We start from the raw sequence: 21,185 nt of genomic DNA on the forward strand, positions 1-21,185 counted from the left end.
GAAGCCCCGCCCGGACACACGGTCGGGCGGGGCTTCGGCGTCACGCGGGTCTAGCGCTCGATCTCCTCGAACGCCGCCTCCCACTGGTCGAGCACGTGTGGCAGCGCGAGGTGCGCGACGTGCTCGCGCCCGGCCCTGCCGTACCGCTGACGCATGTCGCCGTCGTCCATCAGCTCACCGAGCGCGGCGGCGAGCCCCGGCACGTCGGCCGGCGGCACCAGGGTGCCGGAGACGCCGTCCGCGACGAGCTCCCGGACACCGCCGGAGACGTCGAAGCTCACACACGGCACACCGCAGGCGGCGGCCTCGGCCAGCGCCATCGGGCGGCCCTCGCGCTCACTGCTGATCGCGACGACGGACAGCTCGCGGTAGGCGGCGGCCATGTCCTGCGCCGTGCCCCGGAAGACGACCTGCTCGGCGACGCCGAGGTCCTCGGCGCGCATCCGGAGTTCGCCCTCCAGCGGGCCCTCGCCGAAGAGGTGCAGCTCCCAGCCGTCGCGTCCCTTGTGCGCCTGCGCGAAGGCCTCGATCATGCGGTCGTACCGCTTGATCGGGTCGAGCCGGCCGACCGCGCCGATCTTGCGGGTGTCGAGCGGGGCCAGTTCGTCAGGGAAGAACGGCAGCGGGTTCGGCATGACCCGCACGTTCGGCACGCGCTGGTTGACGAACTCGACGGCGTCGCCCTCGGAGAGCACCAGGGTCTGTTCGAGCGCCGGGTAGTGGCGCCGGATCAGGCCCAGGTTGGCGCTCCGCTTCGCCTGCGCGAAGGACTCGTGGTACTGCCCGATGCCCTTGAGGTGACGCCACTTCAGGGGCATCACCCAGTCCACCGCCCACGGCGAGCCGAAGACGACGTAGCCGTCCTCGACCTCGGCCAGCTTCCGCTCGAACTCCGCCCGCGCGTTGTCGCGGTCGGCCCGGGCGCGCCGGGCGTCGGCGCGCCGGGCCAGGCTGATCCGGTCGCCGACCGTACGCACGGGCGGCTTGGGCTCGGAGGGCGCCGGGTAGAGCGTCGAGTGCCGGTACGCGCGCGTGGCGTTGTACGGGAAGGGCTCCGGGCTCGGCCGGATGCCGATCAGCTCGACGCGGTGGCCCCGCTCCCCCATGCCCTGGGCGAGGGTGTGCAGCACCCGCTGGGATCCGCCCATCGAGTCGACGTCGATGCCGACGAAGAACACGTTGCGGACAGGGGATGCCTCAGTCATGGGTGCCGCCTTCGAAAAAAGCATCGACCACCATCTTGCTGGCGTGGCCGGTCTCGTACGAGCAGAACATTTCCTGGAAGCGCGCGTACCGCTGGGCGTGGCGCTCCTGGGTGCCCTCCAGGTCCCGCACGGCGGCGGCGAGGTCCTCGGTGGTCGTCACCATCGGCCCCGGCGCGATCTCCTCGAGGTCGTAGTACGTGCCGCGGTCGCCGCCCTTGTACGCCTCGTAGTCGTCCGTGTAGAGGATTATCGGACGGCCCGTGTTGGCGTAGTCGAACATCAGCGACGAGTAGTCCGTGAGGACCGCGTCCGAGGCCAGCATCACGTCGTTGATGTCGGCGTAGGACGAGCCGTCGCGCAGGAAGTGACCCAGCTCCGGGGCGATCTTGAACCGGTCGTACGGGTGGGTCCTCACGACGATGATCCACTCGTCGGACAGGTGCGGGGCCAGCGACTCGAAGTCCACGCGCACCGACTGGCCGGTGCGGCGGGCCGCGTCACGGAACGTCGGCGCGTAGAGCAGCACCTTCTTGTCGGCCGGGATGTTCAGGGCCTCGCGGACGGCGGCGGCCCTGGCCTTCTGCTCGGGCTCGGCCCAGCGCACCAGCACGTCGTTGCGCGGGTAGCCGGAGCGGATCAGCTCGGCCGAGACCTCGAAGGCCGGGACGAAGGTCCGCTCGAACTCGGCGCTCGGGCAGACGAGCGCGTCCCAGCGGCCCACCGCGGAGCGGAAGCGCCCCTTCTCGATGTCCGACGCGCCGCGCAGCGAGGGCACGTCGAAGCCCATCGCCTTGAAGGTCTGGCCGTGCCAGGTCTGCAGGTACCGGGTGCCCTTCGGCTTCGGGTACAGGTACGGCAGGTTGTGCGAGTCGACCCAGTAGGTGGCGCGGGCCAGCGCACGTCCGTACGCGAAGCTTCCGCGCTTGACGAGGGTGACGTCCTCGGGGAACGACGAACGGTCGCCGGAGTACGCCCAGACCACGTCGATCGGGAGGTTACGGCGCTTCAGCTCCTCGTAGATGTAGCGCGGGCTGTCCGCGTAGCCGCGGCCCTCCATCGCCTCGAACACGGCGAGGCTGCGCTTGCGCGGGAGCTTGGACACGGCGTCGTACGCGGTGGCCTTGCCCTCGTTGCCGACGAGGATCTTCCTGACCTTGCCCACCTTGCCCTTGGCCTTGCGGGCGTAGGGGCCGAGCGGTTCGAGGGACTTCAGGACACCGGACCGCTGCCAGGTCACCTCGAGGCGTCCGGCACCCTTCTGCTCCGCCTTGACGCGGAGGTGGTGGATGCCGAACGTGTGGTACGTGACGGTGGCGCGGAAGTCCGGCTGGTCGTGCTTCGCCAGCAGGATGTCCGTACGGCGGCCGCCGTCGCGCTCCAGGGAGACCACGGGGTGGCGTCGGGTCGCCACGCCCACCTTGCCGACGGGCACCTTGCGGAAGTCGAGCGCGGCCTTGGAGACGTACTGCCCCTCGCCCTCCGGGTGGAGGGTCAGCGGCACCGTGAGCGGCGTCTTGTGCGCGGCCAGCTTCACCGAGGCCTTGGTGCCCTCGGTGATCAGACCGGCCGGGTCGTACGTGCGGATCTCCAGGTGCAGGACCGGGCCCCGCATCGACACGGAGGTCAGCTCGTGGCGGATGCGGCCGGTGGCGAGCACCTGGTCACGCATGTACCACTCGCTGATGTCCAGCTCGCTGCGGCTCGCGTCGTCGGCGGGGGCGACGGCACCCCAGTAGGTGACCTCGCCGTCCTCCGTCACGAAGCGCGGGGCGAGCTGCGGCCGGCCCAGCTGGCGGGCGGCGACCTGGAGCTCGTCCAGGCGGCCGGTGCGCAGCAGGTGGATGCAGATGCGCTCCTCGCGGGAGAGCCGGGCGTAGGTCTCGTCGGAGATCTCGTCCAGGTACGGGTTGACCACGTCGGCGAACTCGGCGACCCAGTCGGCGTCGCGGAACGGCAGGTCACCCAGGTACAGCCGGAAGTCGTGGCGGAGGAACTTGTAGTCCTTCTCCGGGCGCAGCTCCGCACGGCCGTTCTCCGCGAACCAGGTGTCGATGAGCCGGGCCACGCCGATGCGGTCCGCGACGTTCTGGATCTTGTGACGGCTGGAGGAGATGGAGACGCTCTCGGGCGCCAGTCGCCAGGTGTAGACCGACCACGGGACGACGGCGAAGGACTCCGCGAGCGAGAAGGCCTGCGCGGAGAACAGCTGGTCCTCGTAGTGGATGCCCTCGGGGAAGGTGAGCGCGTTGTCCCGGATGAAGGCGGTCCGGTAGAGCTTGTTCGTCGACAGGTGGTCGAAGAAGTACTCGGGGCGCTCGGCGATGCCGTTCACGACCCGCTTCTCGGTGAAGAGGTGCGGGTACCAGAGGCCGGTGGTGTTCGACTCCTCGAAGAGGCGGGTCACCTCACCGGTGACGAAGTCGACGCCGGTCTCCTCGGCGACGAGCATCAGGCTCTTGCACGCGTGCCGGGGCAGCTCGTCGTCGCTGTCGAGGAACATGACGTACGGCGCGCGCGCGACCTCGATGCCGCGGTTACGGGGCGCGCTGCAGCCGCCGCTGTTCTGCTCCAGGCGTACGTAGCGCACGCGCGGGTCGGATGCCTCGAGGGCGCGCGCGACCCGCTCGGTGCCATCGGTCGAGCAGTCGTCGGCGATGATCACTTCGAGGTTGTTCAGGGTCTGGTCCAGAAGAGACCCAACCGCTCGCGGGAGCCGTTCCTCATCGTTGTAGACGATGACGACGACGCTCACATCAGGGACGTCGCTAGTCGGCATCCAAGTCCTCTCACAAGTGCGGGCGGCAACAACTGGCACGCGTTCCGGCCAGGCGCGGCGCTGCCTGCGCCATGGTCGATGGCGCACTACTGCCTTCAGTGGTGAAGGGTGCCGCCCCGCGTGTTCCATGGGCGCCACCCGGCGACCGGAAAGATTACCCGGCAGGAGGAATTGTTCCATACCTGCTCTCCCGGACCTTCGGTGATGTTCACCGCATCGCAAGCAGCCTCCGGAAGCGGCCCGACACCACCTGCCGGGCGCCGACCACGCCGCCCGCGAACCGCAGGACGAGGCCGCGCCGCGCCGACGCCACGACCTGGACGAGCAGCACCCGGCCCAGTCGCCCGAGGACCATGCCACGCCGGTCCACGGCTCCCTGCGGTGCCCTGACCTCGGCGTTTCCGATCGTGCCCGTCGCGCACCGCAGCTCCGCGCGGAGCGACCAGGCGGCGAGCCGGCCCGCGCGGAGCAGCTTCGCGGTCGGCAGCGACACGGTCGCCGTCCAGCCCTCGTCGGTGGGGAGCAGCGGCGCGTCGAGCTCCACCTCGACCGCCGAGACCCGCTCCGTGAAGACCACGCGCACGGCGGTGGGGCGCAGCTCGGCGACGCGCCCGTACAGATCGTGAACGGTCAGGGTCAGCCGGGTCGACGCGCCGACGGTCACGGAACCGTCCACCGCCACGGGCAGCTCGGCCGGCGCGATCTCCGCGAGACCCTCCAGGGGAACGTCGGCGGGCGCGGCGGCGAGGACCGGCGTCCCGTCGCCCGCGCGCGGGTACGGCGGGACGAGCCGGGGCAGGGGCGCGGCCAGCTCGACGAACCGGGTCAGCTCCCACCCCTCGGGCACGACGGCGAGCGCCATGAGCGCGGCGTGCAGCCAGCGGGACGGCGCCTGGGCGCCGGCGACCGCTTCGGCCTCGAACCCGGCCAGGTGGGCGCGGGTGGCCGTCCACCAGTCGGCCCGGTAGGCGGCCGTCCGCTGCGGCAGCTCGCGCAGGTACATGGGGAGGTCGTAGTCGAGGAACTTCGTCTGCGCGGCGCGGGCGAGCGCGGGGCGGCCGGCCGTACGGAACACGTCGAGGACGGCGGCGTGCGCGGCGATCCGGTGCTCCCAGTTGGCCAGGGAGGCGCGGCGCAGCGAGATCGACAGGGTGGCGGCCTGCCGCCGTACGTGCCACACGTAGACGGGGACGTCGGTGACGGCGAGCCGGGGGGCGGCGGCCTGCACCCGGGCGCTGAAGACGAAGTCCTCGTAGTGGAAGGCGCCGTCGGGGAAGCGGATGGCGTGCCGGTCGAGGAAGTCGCGGCGGTAGAGCTTGTTGACGGAGAGCGTGTCGAGGACGAACTCCGGGTGCTCCTCGACGCCGTCGAGGACGGTGCCGGGAAGCGTGGCGCCCTGGGACACGTCGTACAGCGAGGGCGCCCAGACGGTCTCGCGGCCCTCGGGGAGCTCGCGTCGCACGCAGATCCCTGCGACGACGTCGGCGCGCCGCTCGGCGGCGACGGCGAGCAGTCCGTCGACGGCCCCGGGCAGCAGCAGGTCGTCGCTGTCGAGGAACAGGACGTACGGGTGGACGGCGGCGGCGATGCCGTCGTTGCGGGGAGTGCCGCAGCCGCCGCTGTTCTCCCGCCGGATCAGTGGCCGGACCCGCGGCTCGTCGGCGAACCCTGCGAGCACCTCGGGGGTCGTGTCCCCGGAGGCGTCGTCGACGACGATCACCTCGCCGACCGCCTCGCCCTGGGCGAGAGCGGAACGGACGGCGTCGCCGACGTGCGCCGCGTCGTTGTACGCGATGACGATCACGCTGACAGCGCTGACGCGCGTGGGGGTCTGCGGCTGGGGGGTCTCACTCACCCGTGAATCCTACGTGTCCCCCGAACGGCCTCCGGAGGACCGGAGTCCGACCGGATCGCCCAGCCGGGCCCGCACGGAACACGGAAACGGCCGGGCCCCCGAAGGTGCCCGGCCGCTGAGCCGAGGGGCGGCGGACCGCCCCGCCCGCTAGAACGGGTTGAACTCGTCGAACTCGCGGTCCGGGTCGGCGCGCTCCGCGTCGCGATCGCGGCGGCGCTGGGCGGCCGGACGCGGGGCCTCGAGCCGGTGGTCCTCACCACGGCGGCCGAGCATCTCGGCGCCGGCCATCATGCTGGGCTCCCAGTCGAAGACGACCGCGTTCTCCTCGGCGCCGATGGCGACGCCGTCGCCCGCACGGGCGCCCGCCTTCATCAGCCTGTCCTCGACACCGAGGCGGTTGAGGCGGTCGGCCAGGTAGCCCACGGCCTCGTCGTTGTTGAAGTCGGTCTGGCGGACCCAGCGCTCCGGCTTCTCGCCGCGCACCCGGTACACGTCCTCGGCCTCGTCGTACGTGACCGTGAAGCCCGCGTCGTCGACGGCCTTCGGGCGGATGACGATACGGGTCGCCTCCTCCTTCGGCTTGGACGCGCGCGCCTCGGCGACGATGCCGGCGAGGGCGAAGGAGAGCTCCTTGAGGCCGAGACGGGCCACGGCGGAGACCTCGAACACCTGGTAGCCGCGCTGCTCCAGGTCCGGGCGGATCATCTCCGCGAGGTCCTGGCCGTCCGGGATGTCGACCTTGTTGAGCACGACGATGCGGGGCCGGTCCTCCAGGCCGCCGTACTGCCGCAGCTCCTCCTCGATGATGTCGAGGTCGGTGACCGGGTCACGGTCGGACTCCAGCGTCGCCGTGTCCAGGACGTGCACGAGGACCGAGCAGCGCTCGACGTGGCGCAGGAACTCCAGGCCCAGGCCGCGGCCCTGGCTGGCGCCCGGGATCAGGCCCGGCACGTCGGCGATCGTGTAGACCGTCGAGCCGGCCGTGACGACGCCGAGGTTCGGCACCAGGGTGGTGAAGGGGTAGTCCGCGATCTTCGGCTTGGCGGCCGACAGGACCGAGATGAGCGAGGACTTGCCGGCGCTCGGGTAGCCGACGAGCGCCACGTCGGCGACGGTCTTCAACTCCAGGACGATGTCCCGCGCCTCGCCCGGCTCGCCGAGGAGCGCGAAGCCGGGGGCCTTGCGGCGCGCCGAGGACAGCGCGGCGTTGCCGAGGCCGCCGCGGCCGCCCTGGCCGGCGACGAAGGTGGTGCCCTGGCCGACCAGGTCGGCGAGCACGTTGCCCTGCTTGTCGAGGACGACGGTGCCGTCGGGCACGTAGAGGACCAGGTCCTGGCCGTCCTTGCCGGAGCGGTTGTCACCGGCACCGGGCTGGCCGTTGGTGGCCTTGCGGTGCGGGGAGTGGTGGTACTCGAGGAGCGTGGTGACCGCCTGGTCGACGACCAGGGTCACATCGCCGCCACGGCCGCCGTTGCCGCCGTCGGGGCCGCCGAGCGGCTTGAACTTCTCCCGGTGAACGGAGGCGCAGCCGTGGCCTCCGTTACCCGCGGCGACATGCAGCTCGACGCGGTCCACGAAGGTGGTCATGGTTGTGCCTCCATTACATACGTGCGGAATGTCTATCTAGTAACACGCGAAAGGCGGACCCGCTTCCCGTACGGGAAGTGAGGTCCGCCTCCGCAAAGAACCGATCAGGCGACCGGAACGATGTTCACGACCTTGCGGCCACGGTGGGTGCCGAACTGCACCGAACCGGCCTGCAGGGCGAACAGCGTGTCGTCGCCGCCACGGCCGACGCCGGAGCCCGGGTGGAAGTGGGTGCCACGCTGGCGGATCAGGATCTCACCCGCGTTGACGACCTGACCGCCGAAGCGCTTCACGCCGAGCCGCTGGGCATTGGAGTCGCGCCCGTTCCGGGTGGACGATGCGCCCTTCTTGTGTGCCATGTCTCAGTCCCTCTTACTTCGCAGCCGCGGGGATACCGGTGACCTTGATCGCCGTGTACTGCTGACGGTGACCCTGGCGACGGCGGTAGCCGGTCTTGTTCTTGTAACGCAGGATGTCGATCTTGACACCCTTGTGGTGGTCGACGACCTCGGCCGTGACCTTGATGCCGGCCAGGACCCACGGGTCGCTGGTCACGGCGTCGCCGTCGACAACGAGCAGGGTCGAGAGCTCGACCGTGTCGCCAACCTTGGCAGTGGAAATCTTGTCAACCTCAACGATGTCGCCGACAGCAACCTTGTGCTGGCGACCACCGCTGCGCACGATGGCGTACACGCGGATCTCTCTCTCACTCGGGATCGAAACCTCTGAAGCCAGCCACTCACACGGACCCGAGGGCCCGCGGCGTTCCGGAATCGGACGAGCGGCCTCTCCCGACGAGCGGGAGGGAGGTGCTCAGAGGCGTGGCGTATCTACAGACACGCCGACGGTCTAGGTTACGGGCGGCTGCCTCGGGGGGTCAAATTCGCCCGTGCGGTACGGGCCGCCCCCGGAGGGACGGCCCGTACCCGCCGGTCAGTCCTGGGCCGGGGCGGCGGTCTTCTCCGCCGCCTTCTTGGCCGGGGCCTTCTTGGCGGTGGTCTTCTTCGCCGCGGTCTTCTTGGTCGCCGCCGTCTTCTTGGTGGCGACCTTCTTGGCCGTGGCCTTCTTCGCCGCGGTCTTGCGCGCCGCCGTCTTCTTGGCGGGGGCGGCCTCGACCTCGGCGGGTGCCTCGGTGACCGCTTCCGCGGCCTCCGCGGGCGCCTCGGCGGCTTCGGCCGGGGCCGTGGTCACCACGACGACGGCCGCTTCCTCGGCGCCCGAGGGCGAACCGGCGGGCGCGGTGGCCTTGCGGACCACCCGGCGACGGGCACGCGGCGGGGCGGCCACGGGGGCCTCCTCGACGACGGGCTCGGCGACCGGCGCCACGGCGGGCTCCGGCTCCGGGGCGGTCTCGGCGACCGGCGCGACGGCAGGCTCCGGGGCCGGCTCGGTGGCCGGCTCCGTGGTCGAGACGACCGGGGAGGTCGCCCGGCGGGTGGCACGGCGACGGCCACGCGGGGCCGGGGCCGGGGTCTCCTCGACCACCGGCTCGGCCACGGGCTCGACGACCGGCTCGGCGACCGGCTCCGGCGCCGCGACGGGCTCCGGCTTCGACTCGCGCGTCGGCTCGGCCTTCGGCTTCGCCTCGAAGTCGACCGCCTCGGTCTCCACGACCGGCCGCGCGGCGACCGGCGCGGACACCCTGCGGGTGGCGCGACGGCGGCCACGACCGCGCGTGGCGGCGGCCTCCGCCTCGGCGATGGAGCCGTACAGCTCCTCGTCGGCGGCGATCGGCTCGGGCAGCGCGATGGGGGCGGCCAGCTCGGCCGCGACCTCGGCCTCGGTCTCCAGGACGTCGGCCTCGGCCTCCGTCGCCTCGGCGTGCTCGTGCTCGTGCTCGTGGACGTGCTCGGCGCCGCCGCGGCCGCGCTTCTTCGCACGCTTGCCGCCGCCACCGCCGCCGGCGGTGGTCGGCTGCTCCATGTGGACGATGACACCGCGGCCGTTGCAGTGGACGCAGGTCTCGGAGAAGGACTCCAGGAGGCCCTGGCCGACCCGCTTACGGGTCATCTGGACCAGGCCCAGCGAGGTGACCTCGGCCACCTGGTGCTTGGTCCGGTCCCGGCCCAGGCACTCCAGGAGGCGGCGCAGCACCAGGTCGCGGTTGGACTCCAGGACCATGTCGATGAAGTCGATGACGACGATGCCGCCGAGGTCGCGCAGCCGCAGCTGGCGCACGATCTCCTCGGCCGCTTCGAGGTTGTTCCTCGTCACGGTCTCTTCGAGGTTGCCGCCCTGGCCGGTGAACTTGCCGGTGTTGACGTCGACGACGATCATCGCCTCGGTCTTGTCGATCACCAGCGAGCCGCCGCTCGGCAGCCAGACCTTGCGGTCGAGCGCCTTCATGAGCTGCTCGTCGATCCGGTACGTCGCGAAGACGTCGACCTCGCTCGTCCACCGGGACAGGCGGTCGGTCAGGTCGGGGGCGACGTGGTGGACGTACCCGTGGATGGTCTCCCACGCGTCGTCGCCGCTGACGATGACCTTGGAGAAGTCCTCGTTGAAGATGTCGCGGACGACCCGGACGGTCATGTCCGGCTCGCCGTAGAGCAGCGTCGGGGCGTTGCCGCTCTTCGCCTTCTTCTGGATGTCCTCCCACTGCGCCTGCAGACGCTCGACGTCACGGCGCAGCTCGTCCTCGCTCGCGCCCTCGGCGGCGGTGCGCACGATGACGCCCGCGTCCTCGGGGACGATCTTCTTGAGGATGGTCTTCAGGCGGGCGCGCTCGGTGTCCGGGAGCTTGCGGCTGATGCCGGTCATCGAGCCCTCGGGCACGTACACGAGGTAGCGGCCGGGCAGCGAGACCTGGCTGGTGAGACGGGCGCCCTTGTGGCCGATCGGGTCCTTCGTCACCTGGACGAGGACCGACTGGCCGGACTTGAGGGCGGTCTCGATGCGGCGGGGGCCGTTGCCCATGCCGAGGGCCTCGAAGTTGACCTCGCCGGCGTACAGGACCGCGTTGCGGCCCTTGCCGATGTCGACGAAGGCGGCCTCCATGGACGGCAGCACGTTCTGGACCTTGCCCAGATAGACGTTGCCGACGTACGAGGTGGCCTGCTCCTTGTTGACGTAGTGCTCGACGAGCACGTTGTCTTCCAGGACGCCGATCTGGGTGCGCTCGCCGTTCTGGCGGACGACCATGACGCGCTCGACGGCCTCGCGGCGGGCCAGGAACTCGGCCTCGGTGATGATCGGGACGCGGCGGCGGCCCTGCTCGCGGCCTTCGCGGCGGCGCTGCTTCTTGGCCTCCAGGCGGGTCGAGCCCTTGATGGACTGGACCTCGTCGGCGCCGGTGCCGGGCTCGGCCTTCTCGCGGGCCGGGCGGGGCTCGCGGACCTTGACGACCGTGCGGACGCCCTCCTCCTCGGCGCCCTCGACGTCGGCGGAGGCGTCCCCGCTGCGACGGCGGCGGCGACGGCGGCGACGGGAGCTGCTGGAGCCGCCGGCGAACGCGTCGGCGTCGTCCGGCTCCTCCTCGCCCTCCTCGGCCTCGGCGGTCTCGTCCTCCGCGTGCGGCTCCTCGCCCTCCTCGGCCTCGTCGACCTCGGCGAGCTCACCGCGACGGCGGCGACGGCCGCCACGGCGGCGACGGCGGGAGGGACGGTCCTCGTACTCGTCCGCCTCCTCGGCCGCCTCGGGCTCGTCCATCTCGACGGTCTCGTCGATCTCGTCGGAGACGGCCTCGACCTCGGGCTCGTCGGCGACGGTGGCCGGGACGGGCTCGACGGCGACGGGCTCGCCACGGCGGCGACGGCGACGACGGCCGCCGGTCTCCGCGGGCTCGGGGGCCTCCACGGCCTCGGCCTCGACGGTCTCGATCTCCTCGACCGTCTCCTCGTCCTCCGGCTCCACCGCACCGGCGGCGGCCGCGGCGGCCGCGGTCTCCGGCGTCTGGAACATCGGCTCCGCGAAGACCGGGGCCTGGAAGACGGCGACGGCGGGGCGCGCGGCGCGGCGCGTCTCCCGGATCGGGGCCGGCTCGGAGGTGAACTGCGGGGAGGTCGCGCGACGACGGCCGCGGCCACGGGTGGCGGCGGTCTCGGCGGCGGTGACCTCGGCCTCTTCGGCGGCGATCTGCGCGACGGTCGACGTCGGCAGCGACTCGCCGGCGGCGGGGGCCTCGGTGGTCGCTTCGGCGGTCGCCTCCGGGGAGGTGGCCTTGCGGGTGGCACGGCGGCGGGTACGCGGGGCGGGCGCGGCGACCTCCTCCGCGACCTCGGCGGCGGGCGCGACCGGCTCGGCGGCCGGGGTCGGCTCTGCGGGAGCCGCGATCACGGCCTCCTCTGCGGCGACGGGGGCGCCGGCCGGAGCGGTGGCCTTGCGCGTGGCGCGGCGGCGGGTCCGGGCCGGCGGAGCGGCCTCGGCGGGCTCCTCCACGACGGCCTCGACGGCCGGGGCGGCCTCGGGCACCTTGGCGACGGCCTCCGCGGGCTCGTCGGCGGCGGCCGGGGAGGTCACCGGCGAGGTGGCCTTGCGGGTGGCGCGGCGGCGCGGGCGGGCGGGGGCGGCCTCGGGGGCCTCCTCGACAGCCTCGGCCGCGGCGGTCTCGGCGACCGGCTCCGGGCTCTCCACGGCGGCGGCCGGAGCGGCCTCGACGACCGGGGCGGCCTCGGCGACCGGTGCGGTGGCCTTGCGGGTGGCCCGGCGGCGGGTGCGCGGCGCGGGTGCGGCCTCGGCCTCGGCGGCCGGGGCGGCCTCGGCGGCGGCCGGTGCGGTCTCGACGACCGCGGTCTCGGTGGATTCGGCGGTCGCGCCCGTCACCGGCGGACCGGCGGGGCGGGAAGCGGCGCGGCGCCTGCGGCGCGGCGGCAGCTTGTCACCGGGGGCATTGGTGTCTTCGTTGGACTCGGGCATGCGGGCGGTTCTCCCGTCACGCTCCCGGGCGCCGCGCCTGGTTCCGGTCCGGCGGCACGAATCGCGCCTGTGGCGCGGTGCCGCCGTCCGGGGCGCGGGCGCCGCACGGGAGCTCTATGTCTGGCTCGCCGGTTCCGTACGCCCTGTGCGGACGGCCTGGCGAAAGTCTTGTGGTCAGTGCGCGGCCCGACCCAGGTGGCTCCCGAGTACCAGGGCTGCGCTACGACGACCGCTCCCTACGCGGTGCCACCCGGCGCCGTCGCAGAGGCGGTCGCGGCGGCCGTGGTAGATGCGGCCGTGACTGCCTCGCGGTCGGGCGCGAGCGGGTCGGTCACCGTGCCGAACTCCTCGTCGAAGAGCCCCTGCGCCAGCCTGGTCACCGCAGCGGGGACCGGCGGCGCCAGGTCGGCCACGGCTCGGAGACCGGACAGGACGTCGTCGGGTCGCACGGCAGGTGTCACGTGCCGAACAACCAGGCGCAGTATCGCACAGGCGCTGTCCAGCGGCGCATCACCCTGGGGATCGCCCTGGGGACGAGCTGCCGTCAGCTCGGTGACCGCGGAGCGCGCGTCGAAGGTGCGGACGCCGTTCTTGGTCTTGCGCTGTACTTCCACGGTCTCGGCCGCGAGAAACGCCTCGACGGCCTTCGTCGCGTCCTCGACGGTGACGCCTTCGAGTCGCAGCTCCCACACGGAGGCGGTGAGCCGGTCGGCGAGGCCCGAGGTCCTGGCCTCGACGGCGTCGGTGATGTCGAGGCCGGCCGGGAGGGACTCGTCGAGCAGGGCCCGGAGGGTCTCCGGGTCGCGCGTCTCAGTGAGGGCGATCTCCAGGTATTCGGCCTCGGAGCCCGTACCCGTGGGGGCGGCGTTGGCGTACGACACCTTGGGGTGCGGGGTGAAGCCGGCCGAGTACGCCATGGGCACCTCGGCACGGCGCAGGGCACGCTCGAAAGCGCGCTGGAAGTCACGGTGGCTGGTGAACCGGAGGCGGCCGCGCTTGGTGTAGCGCAGTCGGATGCGCTGCACCGCCGGTGCGGGCGGCGGGCCTTCGGGCTGTCGCTTGCCCAGTGGTTCTTCTCCTCGGTGCGGGGCGGCGGGGGTGACGCCGTCCACGAGATGTGCGGGTGGCCCCGGGAGTCCCGCCCGGTTCACCCCCGCTTTCGCGGGGAGATCTCGGGGGCGGGCGCCGCGCCGGGGACGTTCGTTGTACTACCCAGAGTACGCGCCTGAGCCACCTGCGGTTCCCCGAGGTCAGCGGGACGGCCCGCCGAAGAGGGCGACACGCACCTCCCGGGCGGCGTTGCGGACGGCGCGCGCGACGGCGGCGACGGGCCTCCAGACCCAGGTCCGCAGCCAGTGGCCGACGGGCGTGAGGATCACCCGGTACACCCAGGCGAGGGGGCGGCCGATCGCGTGCCACAGCACCCACCCGATCGCCCGGCCGACGGCCCGCGAGATCTGTCCGGCGATCCGCCAGGCCCAGGCGAGCGCCGCTCCGATCGCGCGGCCCACGGGGGCGAGGACGTACTGCCAGAGCCAGCTGAGCGGGGTGACGATCAGCAGGTCGACGACCCACCACAGGGCTCGCCCGACGGGCAGGAGGACCCAGCGCCAGAGCCAGCCGAGCGGGGTGACGATCAGCAGGTCGACGACCCACCACAGGGCCCGGGCGACGGGGACGACGACCCACTCCCAGAGCCAGCGCAGCGGGATGACGATCAGGTACTCGATCAGCCAGCCGAGGGCACGGCCGATCGGGGCGAGGACCCAGCGCCACAGCTGCTTCAGGCACCAGACGAGGGCGTCCCAGACCAGCCGGATCGGCAGGACGACGACGAGGGCGATCGCCCGCGCCACTCCGGTGAGACAGCCTGCGGGCTCGTGCGTGGGCTGCGACCTGGGCATTTCCGTGTTCATGCCGGGAATGACGCGACGGCCCGGCAAAGAGTTTCCCCTTTGCCGGGCCGTCACCAGAGCGTTACGCGATTACTTGATCACCGAGAGGGGCAGAAGCTTCTTGCCCGTCGGGCCGACCTGGATCTCGGTCTGCATCGCGGGGCAGACGCCGCAGTCGAAGCAGGGGGTCCAGCGGCAGTCCTCGACCTCGGTCTCGTCGAGCGAGTCCTGCCAGTCCTCCCAGAGCCAGTCCTTGTCGAGGCCGGAGTCCAGGTGGTCCCAGGGCAGGACCTCCTCGTAGGTGCGCTCGCGGGTGGTGTACCAGGCGACGTCCACGCCGAAGTCGGGCAGCGTCTTCTCGGCGCAGGCCATCCAGCGGTCGTACGAGAAGTGCTCGCGCCAGCCGTCGAAGCGGCCGCCGTCCTCGTACACCGCGCGGATGACCGCGCCGATCCGGCGGTCACCGCGGGAGAGGAGGCCCTCCACGATGCCGGGCTTGCCGTCGTGGTAGCGGAAGCCGATCGAGCGGCCGTACTTCTTGTCGCCGCGGATCTTGTCGCGCAGCTTGCGCAGACGCTCGTCGGTCTCCTCGGCGGAGAGCTGCGGGGCCCACTGGAACGGGGTGTGCGGCTTGGGGACGAAGCCGCCGATGGAGACGGTGCAGCGGATGTCGTTCTGACCGGAGACCTTGCGGCCCTCGGCGATCACGTTCATCGCCATGTCGGCGATCTGGAGGACGTCCTCGTCGGTCTCCGTCGGCAGGCCGCACATGAAGTACAGCTTCACCTGGCGCCAGCCGTTGCCGTACGCGGTGGAGACGGTCCGGATGAGGTCCTCCTCCGAGACCATCTTGTTGATGACCTTGCGCATGCGCTCGGAGCCGCCCTCGGGGGCGAAGGTGAGGCCGGAGCGACGGCCGTTCCTCGTCAGCTCGTTGGCCAGGTCGACGTTGAAGGCGTCCACGCGGGTCGAGGGGAGGGACAGGCCGACCTTGTCCTCCGTGTAGCGGTCCGCCAGGCCCTTCGCGATCTCACCGATCTCGGTGTGGTCCGCGGAGGAGAGGGACAGCAGGCCCACCTCCTCGAAGCCCGTCGCCTTGAGGCCCTTCTCGACCATCTCGCCGATGCCGGTGATGCTTCGCTCCCGCACGGGGCGCGTGATCATGCCGGCCTGGCAGAAGCGGCAGCCGCGGGTGCAACCGCGGAAGATCTCGACGGACATGCGCTCGTGGACGGTCTCCGCGAGCGGGACGAGGGGCTGCTTGGGGTACGGCCACTCGTCGAGGTCCATGACGGTGTGCTTGGAGACGCGCCAGGGAACGCCCGACTTGTTCGGGACGACCCGGCCGATGCGGCCGTCCGGGAGGTACTCGACGTCGTAGAAGCGCGGGACGTAGACCGAGCCGGTCTTCGCGAGGCGGAAGAGGACCTCCTCGCGGCCGCCGGGCCTGCCCTCCGCCTTCCACACGCGGATGATCTCGGTCATGTCGAGGACGGCCTGCTCGCCGTCGCCGATGATCGCCGCGTCGATGAAGTCCGCGATCGGCTCGGGGTTGAAGGCCGCGTGGCCGCCCGCGAGGACGATCGGGTGGTCGACGGTCCGGTCCTTCGACTCCAGCGGGATGCCGGCCAGGTCGAGGGCGGTGAGCATGTTGGTGTAGCCCAGCTCGGTGGAGAAGCTCAGGCCGAAGACGTCGAAGGCGCCGACGGGCCGGTGGCTGTCCACGGTGAACTGCGGGACCTTGTGCTCGCGCATCAGCTCCTCGAGGTCCGGCCACACGCTGTAGGTGCGCTCGGCGAGGACGCCCTCGCGCTCGTTCAGCACCTCGTACAGGATCATGACGCCCTGGTTGGGCAGGCCGACCTCGTACGCGTCCGGGTACATCAGCGCCCAGCGGACGTCGGCGGACTCCCACGGCTTGACCGTGGAGTTCAGCTCTCCACCGACGTACTGAATCGGCTTCTGCACGTGCGGGAGCAGAGCTTCGAGCTGCGGGAAGACAGACTCGGCAGCAGACATCTCGAACCTTCGTGAGCTGGCAGGGGGGCGACTCTCAAGCGTACCCCGGTGCTCAGCGGGTCAGTGCCGCCGTGAGCCCCGGGGCAGATGCCCGGGCCCAGACCTCCGGCAGCTCACGCTCGGCGGCCTCGGCCGCGGCCTCCTCGTGTCCGTACAGAAGTCCCCAGGTGAAGGCCGATTCACCGACGCCGTGGGCCACGAGACCGAGCTCGCGCACGGCCCCGCGGGCGACGACGGCGTCCTGGTGCTCACCGAGCAGGGACTGGACCGCCTTCACCCGTTTCGAGAGCCGCTTGGCGGGCTTCCCGAGGGTGGGGCGAGCCGCGTCGGCCGCGTACCGGGCCCGTTTGGCGGCCTTGCGGGCCTCGTGCAGGGCGAGGTCGCGCTCCTCCCCCGGGTCGAGGGCGAGAGCCCGCTCGATCCGGGTGGCGAGCCGGCCGTGGTCCTTGCGGACGGCCTTGGCGAGGACCTTCTCCGCGCTCCGGCCCGCGGCCTTGCGCAGCGGCGGGTCGGCGAGGAGCGCGTCGAGGCCGTCGAGGAGGGAGAGGTAGCGGGCGGAGTCCAGCGCGGCGAGGGCCTGGTGCCGGGCGCTCCTGCCCCGGGCGGCGTGCCTGCGGCGCAGCCGGGCCTTGACCGGGCCGAGGACGAGGGTGCGCGGGAGGTCCTCGACGCGGGCGCGCAGCCGCTCGTCGAGGACCTCCTGGTCGCGGGCGACGCCGAGCTCCCCGGCGAGCCACTTCAGTTCCTCGCCGAGAGGGTCGGTGACGTCCCGGTCCAGGACGCGCCGGTACGTCTTGAAGGCGCTGCGCAGCCGTCGGCAGGCGACGCGCAGCTGGTGGACGGCGTCGGGCAGGTCGCGCCGGACGGCGGGGTCCTGGGCGACGATCGCTTCGATCTGCTCGCGTGCGTAGGCGAGGACGGCGGCTCCGGCGGTGCCCGGCTCCCCCGGGGCGGCCGGCGGGCGGGGCGCGTCTCCCGTGTCCGCGAGGGCCCTGGCCAGTTTCGAGGCGGAGGCCGAGGGCGTGATGCCCTTCTTCCCGAGGCGCTTCTCGACCGCGTCGAGGAGCGCCGGGTCGGTGCCGTCCGCGAGCTCGACCTCGATCTCGGTCCAGGTCGCCTCCGTGCCCTTGCCCTTGCCCTTCGGCAGCCGTTCGGCGTGGACGGTGTCGACGGACAGTTCGGCGAGGAGGGTGCCGTCCGCGTCCACGAGGTGGCGGACGTCCCGTGCGGAGCGGAGCCTGACGACGGGGACGACCTCGCCGCCGCGGACCCGGGAACGCAGCAGCCCCGCCAGCTCACCCGGCAGGGTGTCGGCCAGCGGGGCCCTGATCTCGTCGCGGATTCCGGTGTCGACGGGGAACTTGAGGTGCCAGCCGGCGTCGTCCCCTCCGGTGCGGCGGCGCAGCGTCAGCGCGTCGGCCGCGAGGCGCAGGTCGGGCGTGTCGTAGTAGACGGCGTCGAGTTCCATGACGCCCCGGTCCACGACGGCCGCGACCCCGGGGACCCGTGCGAGGTCCGGTACCGGGGTCTCTCCGGTGGCTTCGTACTTCCGCTCGATCTCGCGTTTCGTCTCGGCCATACCTCGAATCTAGCGGCCGTCACGCCGTCATGGGCCGTTGCACCCTGATCGACTGGAGCAGCCCGATCGCCACCCAGACCGCGAACATCGACGAGCCGCCGTAGGAGACGAACGGCAGGGGCAGGCCGGCGACCGGCATGATGCCGAGGGTCATGCCGATGTTCTCGAAGGACTGGAAGGCGAACCAGGCGATGATCCCCGCGGCGACGATCGTGCCGTAGAGCTCGGTGGTCTCGCGGGCGATGCGGCAGGCACGCCAGAGGACCACGCCGATGAGGACGAGGATGAGGCCGGCGCCGACGAAGCCGAGCTCCTCCCCCGCGACGGTGAAGATGAAGTCGGTCTGCTGTTCGGGCACGAACTGGCCGCTGGTCTGATGGCCCTTGAAGAGCCCCGCGCCGTACAGACCGCCGGAGCCGATCGCGATGCGCGCCTGGTTGGTGTTGTAGCCGACGCCGGCGGGGTCGAGCTCGGGGTTGGCGAAGGCGGCGAAGCGGTTGATCTGGTACTCGTCGAGCATGCCGAGCGCGGTGACGAGCACCGCGCCGCCGACGCCGGCGCCGATCAGGCCGAGGACCCAGCGGTTGGAGGCGCCGGAGGCGAGCAGGACGCCGAGCACGATGACGGCCATGACCATGACCGAGCCCAGGTCGGGCATCAGCATGACGATGCCCATGGGCAGGGCGGCGAGGACGAGGGCCTTGGCGACGGTGCGGTGGTCGGGGTGGAGCTGGTCGCCCGCGTCGACCTTGGCGGCGAGCAGCACCGCCATGATCAGGATGATCGTGATCTTCACGAACTCGCTGGGCTGGAGCGAGAAGCCGCCGCCGATCACGATCCACGCGTGGGCGCCGTTGATCGTGGCGCCGAGCGGGGTGAGCACGGCGAGGATGAGCACGATCGAGAGGGTGTAGAGGACCGGCACGGCCCCGCGCAGGGTGCGGTGGCCGAGCCAGATCGTGCCGGCCATCAGGACGAGCCCGATGCCCGTGTTGAGCAGGTGGCGGAAGAGGAAGTAGTACGGGTCGCCCTGGTTGAGCTCGGTGCGGCCGCGGGTGGCGGACCAGACGAGCAGGGCGCCGAGCAGGGACAGCGTCAGCGCCGACAGGAGAATCGGCCAGTCGAGCCGGCGCAGCACCGAGTCCCGGGCCGTGAGGCGTGCGACCGGTCCGCGGTCGGGGGCGTAACGGGACACGGAGAAGCTCGTGCGGGTCGTCATCGTGTCAGTCCCTCAGGTGGGGAGGCGGGCCCGCGAGCGGAGGCACGCCGCCTTCGGCGGGGTCGACCAGCTGCGCCTTGGGGTCGTACGGCTTGATGTCGGGGGCGTCGATGGTCCCGTCGGCGTTGATCTTCGGCAGGGTCTTCTGCGGCTTGGGCAGCAGGGCCCGCTTGAGGTCCTGGTTGCCCGCGTCGTCGAGGCCGTAGAGGGCGTCGTAGATGTTGCGCACGGCGGGGCCCGAGGCGCCGGAGCCGGTGCCGCCCTGGGAGATCGTCATGACGATCGTGAAGTCGTCGGTGTACGTCGCCAGCCACGAGGTGGTCTGCTTGCCGTAGACCTGGGCGGTGCCGGTCTTGGCCCGCATCGGGATCTTGTCCTGGGGCCAGCCGCCGAAGCGCCAGGCGGCGGTGCCGCCGGGTTCGACGACGGAGCGCAGGCCCTTGTCGAGGTCGCGGATCGTCTGGGCGCCGACGGGCAGCTTGCCGTGGGCGGTGGGCTTGATCTCCCGGACCGACTTTCCGTCCGGGCTGATCACGGCCTTGCCGACGGTGGGGTTGAAGAGGGTGCCGCCGTTGGAGATGGCGGAGTAGGCGGTGGCCATCTGGATCGGGGTGACGAGGACGTCTCCCTGGCCGATGGCGAAGTTGATGCTGTCGTAGGCCTTCAGCTGGTTGCCTTCGAGGCAGCTCTCGTACGCGATCTGCTCGACGTAGCTGCCGCCCTTCTTGCCCTGCTTGCACCAGGCGTCCTTGTTGGCCTCCCAGAAGTTCTGCTTCCACTGGCGGTCCGGGATGCGGCCCGTGACCTCGTTGGGGAGGTCGATGCCGGTCTCGGAGCCGAGGCCGAAGTCGCGGGCGGTCTTGTAGAACCAGTCGTGGGCACCCGGCTTGGCCTTGAGGCCTCCGTCGCGCTGCCACTCCTGGTGACCGAGGGCGTAGAAGACGGTGTTGCAGGAGAACTTGAGGGCCTCGCCGAGCGTGATGGGGCCGTGGCCCTTGGACTCGAAGTTGGCGAAGCTGCGGCTGCCGAGGCTGTAGGAGCTGCTGCAGTTGTACTTGTCGTTGAAGTCGTGGCCGGCCCGCACGGCGGCGCTCGCCGACACCACCTTGAAGATGGAGCCCGCGGGCGCCTGGCCCTGGATCGCCCGGTTGAGCAGCGGGTAGTTGGACCCCTTGCTGGTCATCGCGGCGTAGTCCTTGGCGGAGATGCCGCCGACCCAGGCGTTGGGGTCGTAGTCGGGCTGGGAGGCCATCGCGACGACACGGCCGGTCTTGGTCTCCATGACGACGACGGCGCCGGCGTCGGCCTCGTACTTGCGGCCGGTGATCTTGTCGGTCTCGCTCCGTACGAGCTTCATCGCCGCGTTGAGCTCGTATTCGGCGACGGCCTGGACGCGGGCGTCGATGCTGGTGACGAGGGTGGAACCGGCGACGCCCGGGTCGGACTTCGTCTGGCCCATGACGCGGCCGAGGTTGTCCACCTCGTAGCGGGTCACGCCCGCCTTGCCGCGCAGCTCCTTGTCGTACGTGCGCTCGATGCCGGAGCGGCCGACCTGGTCGGAGCGGAGGAACGGCGAGTCGGTGTCCTTGGCCTTCTCGATCTCCCCGTCGGTGACGGGAGAGAGGTAGCCGAGCACCTGGGCCGTACGGGCCTTGCCGGGCGCGGGGTAGCGGCGGACGGCGGTCGGCTCGGCGGTGATGCCGGGGAAGTCCTCGGAGGCCTCACGGATCGTCAGCGCCTGCTGGGTGGTGGCGTCGTCGGTGACCGGGATCGGCTGGTAGGGCGAGCCGTTCCAGCAGGGCTTCGGGGTCTTGGAGTCGCAGAGCCGGATCTTGTTGATGACCTCGTCGGGCTTCATCTCCAGGACGCCGGCGAGCCGGGTCAGGACGCCCTTGCCCCGGTCCTTCATCTTCATCAGCTCGGTGCGGGACGCGGAGACGACGAGCCGGGTCTCGTTGTCGGCGAGCGGGACGCCGCGGGCGTCGAGGACGGAGCCGCGCACGGCGGGCTGCACGACCTGCTGGACGTGGTTGTTCTTCGCCTCGTCCGTGTACTCCTTGCCGTTGCGGATCTGGAGGTACCAGAGCCGGCCCCCCAGGGTCAGCAACAGCGAGAAGACGAGGATCTGGATGACGACGAGCCGGATCTGGACCCGGGGGGTCCGTCCTGTCTCGGGGATGTTGCTCATACCGCCGG

Annotated in this window: 13 protein-coding genes; all 13 read right to left on the bottom strand. The window is 71.8% G+C overall.

From position 1 onward, the window contains the following. Positions 1 to 50: 50 nt before the first annotated feature. The 13 genes from IO20_RS0106980 to mrdA all read right to left on the bottom strand — a co-directional run bounded on the left by IO20_RS0106980 (position 51) and on the right by mrdA (position 21,177). Positions 51 to 1,205, bottom strand: a complete 1,155-nt coding sequence (locus tag IO20_RS0106980) for a glycosyltransferase (protein ID WP_030550500.1) — start codon at positions 1,203 to 1,205, stop codon at positions 51 to 53. Beyond that, complete coding sequence (locus IO20_RS0106985; RefSeq protein WP_037634798.1) at positions 1,198 to 3,981, bottom strand: bifunctional glycosyltransferase/CDP-glycerol:glycerophosphate glycerophosphotransferase; 2,784 nt, start codon at positions 3,979 to 3,981, stop codon at positions 1,198 to 1,200. Before IO20_RS0106985 ends, IO20_RS0106980 begins: the two co-directional genes overlap by 8 nt. A 208-nt stretch (positions 3,982 to 4,189) precedes the next feature. Then, the gene (locus IO20_RS0106990) at positions 4,190 to 5,836 is read right to left on the bottom strand and encodes a glycosyltransferase family 2 protein (RefSeq protein ID WP_030550503.1); all 1,647 of its coding nucleotides are present in this window, start codon (positions 5,834 to 5,836) and stop codon (positions 4,190 to 4,192) included. A 147-nt stretch (positions 5,837 to 5,983) separates the two neighbouring features. Beyond that, the gene (gene obgE, locus IO20_RS0106995) at positions 5,984 to 7,423 is read right to left on the bottom strand and encodes a GTPase ObgE (RefSeq protein WP_030550505.1); all 1,440 of its coding nucleotides are present in this window, start codon (positions 7,421 to 7,423) and stop codon (positions 5,984 to 5,986) included. Between the two features lie 104 nt (positions 7,424 to 7,527). Further along, positions 7,528 to 7,782 (bottom strand): 50S ribosomal protein L27, encoded by a 255-nt coding sequence (gene rpmA, locus IO20_RS0107000; protein ID WP_030317577.1) that lies wholly within the window; start codon positions 7,780 to 7,782, stop codon positions 7,528 to 7,530. Positions 7,783 to 7,795: 13 nt separating this feature from the next. After that, positions 7,796 to 8,116: a 50S ribosomal protein L21 gene (rplU, locus tag IO20_RS0107005; RefSeq protein ID WP_030217574.1), complete on the bottom strand. Its 321-nt coding sequence runs from the start codon at positions 8,114 to 8,116 to the stop codon at positions 7,796 to 7,798. A 240-nt stretch (positions 8,117 to 8,356) separates the two neighbouring features. Further along, positions 8,357 to 12,277 (bottom strand): Rne/Rng family ribonuclease, encoded by a 3,921-nt coding sequence (locus IO20_RS0107010; protein WP_030550507.1) that lies wholly within the window; start codon positions 12,275 to 12,277, stop codon positions 8,357 to 8,359. A gap of 236 nt (positions 12,278 to 12,513) precedes the next feature. Then, the gene (locus IO20_RS0107015) at positions 12,514 to 13,302 is read right to left on the bottom strand and encodes a TIGR03936 family radical SAM-associated protein (RefSeq protein WP_030550509.1); all 789 of its coding nucleotides are present in this window, start codon (positions 13,300 to 13,302) and stop codon (positions 12,514 to 12,516) included. A gap of 225 nt (positions 13,303 to 13,527) precedes the next feature. Next, positions 13,528 to 14,193, bottom strand: a complete 666-nt coding sequence (locus IO20_RS0107020; RefSeq protein WP_157850744.1) for a hypothetical protein — start codon at positions 14,191 to 14,193, stop codon at positions 13,528 to 13,530. 69 nt (positions 14,194 to 14,262) lie between these two features. Further along, complete coding sequence (locus IO20_RS0107025; protein WP_030550514.1) at positions 14,263 to 16,191, bottom strand: TIGR03960 family B12-binding radical SAM protein; 1,929 nt, start codon at positions 16,189 to 16,191, stop codon at positions 14,263 to 14,265. 52 nt (positions 16,192 to 16,243) lie between these two features. Continuing rightward, complete coding sequence (locus IO20_RS0107030; protein WP_030550516.1) at positions 16,244 to 17,770, bottom strand: CYTH and CHAD domain-containing protein; 1,527 nt, start codon at positions 17,768 to 17,770, stop codon at positions 16,244 to 16,246. 19 nt (positions 17,771 to 17,789) lie between these two features. Beyond that, a complete protein-coding gene (gene rodA / locus IO20_RS0107035; protein WP_030550518.1) occupies positions 17,790 to 18,989 on the bottom strand; it encodes a rod shape-determining protein RodA in 1,200 nt (399 codons plus the stop codon). Between the two features lie 4 nt (positions 18,990 to 18,993). Then, positions 18,994 to 21,177 (bottom strand): penicillin-binding protein 2, encoded by a 2,184-nt coding sequence (gene mrdA, locus IO20_RS0107040; protein ID WP_030550521.1) that lies wholly within the window; start codon positions 21,175 to 21,177, stop codon positions 18,994 to 18,996. Positions 21,178 to 21,185: the final 8 nt, after the last annotated feature.

It is taken from the genome of Streptomyces exfoliatus (assembly GCF_000725545.1).
Lineage (GTDB): Bacteria > Actinomycetota > Actinomycetes > Streptomycetales > Streptomycetaceae > Streptomyces > Streptomyces exfoliatus.

What these genes read in the sequence shown, in the direction of transcription:
- IO20_RS0106980 (WP_030550500.1), bottom strand. Translation starts at nt 1,205, where the DNA reads ATGACTGAGGCATCCCCTGTCCGCAACGTGTTCTTCGTCGGCATCGAC.
- IO20_RS0106985 (WP_037634798.1), bottom strand. Translation starts at nt 3,981, where the DNA reads ATGCCGACTAGCGACGTCCCTGATGTGAGCGTCGTCGTCATCGTCTAC.
- obgE (WP_030550505.1), bottom strand. Translation starts at nt 7,423, where the DNA reads ATGACCACCTTCGTGGACCGCGTCGAGCTGCATGTCGCCGCGGGTAAC.
- rpmA (WP_030317577.1), bottom strand. Translation starts at nt 7,782, where the DNA reads ATGGCACACAAGAAGGGCGCATCGTCCACCCGGAACGGGCGCGACTCC.
- IO20_RS0107010 (WP_030550507.1), bottom strand. Translation starts at nt 12,277, where the DNA reads ATGCCCGAGTCCAACGAAGACACCAATGCCCCCGGTGACAAGCTGCCG.
- IO20_RS0107020 (WP_157850744.1), bottom strand. Translation starts at nt 14,193, where the DNA reads ATGAACACGGAAATGCCCAGGTCGCAGCCCACGCACGAGCCCGCAGGC.
- IO20_RS0107025 (WP_030550514.1), bottom strand. Translation starts at nt 16,191, where the DNA reads ATGTCTGCTGCCGAGTCTGTCTTCCCGCAGCTCGAAGCTCTGCTCCCG.
- IO20_RS0107030 (WP_030550516.1), bottom strand. Translation starts at nt 17,770, where the DNA reads ATGGCCGAGACGAAACGCGAGATCGAGCGGAAGTACGAAGCCACCGGA.
- rodA (WP_030550518.1), bottom strand. Translation starts at nt 18,989, where the DNA reads ATGACGACCCGCACGAGCTTCTCCGTGTCCCGTTACGCCCCCGACCGC.
- mrdA (WP_030550521.1), bottom strand. Translation starts at nt 21,177, where the DNA reads ATGAGCAACATCCCCGAGACAGGACGGACCCCCCGGGTCCAGATCCGG.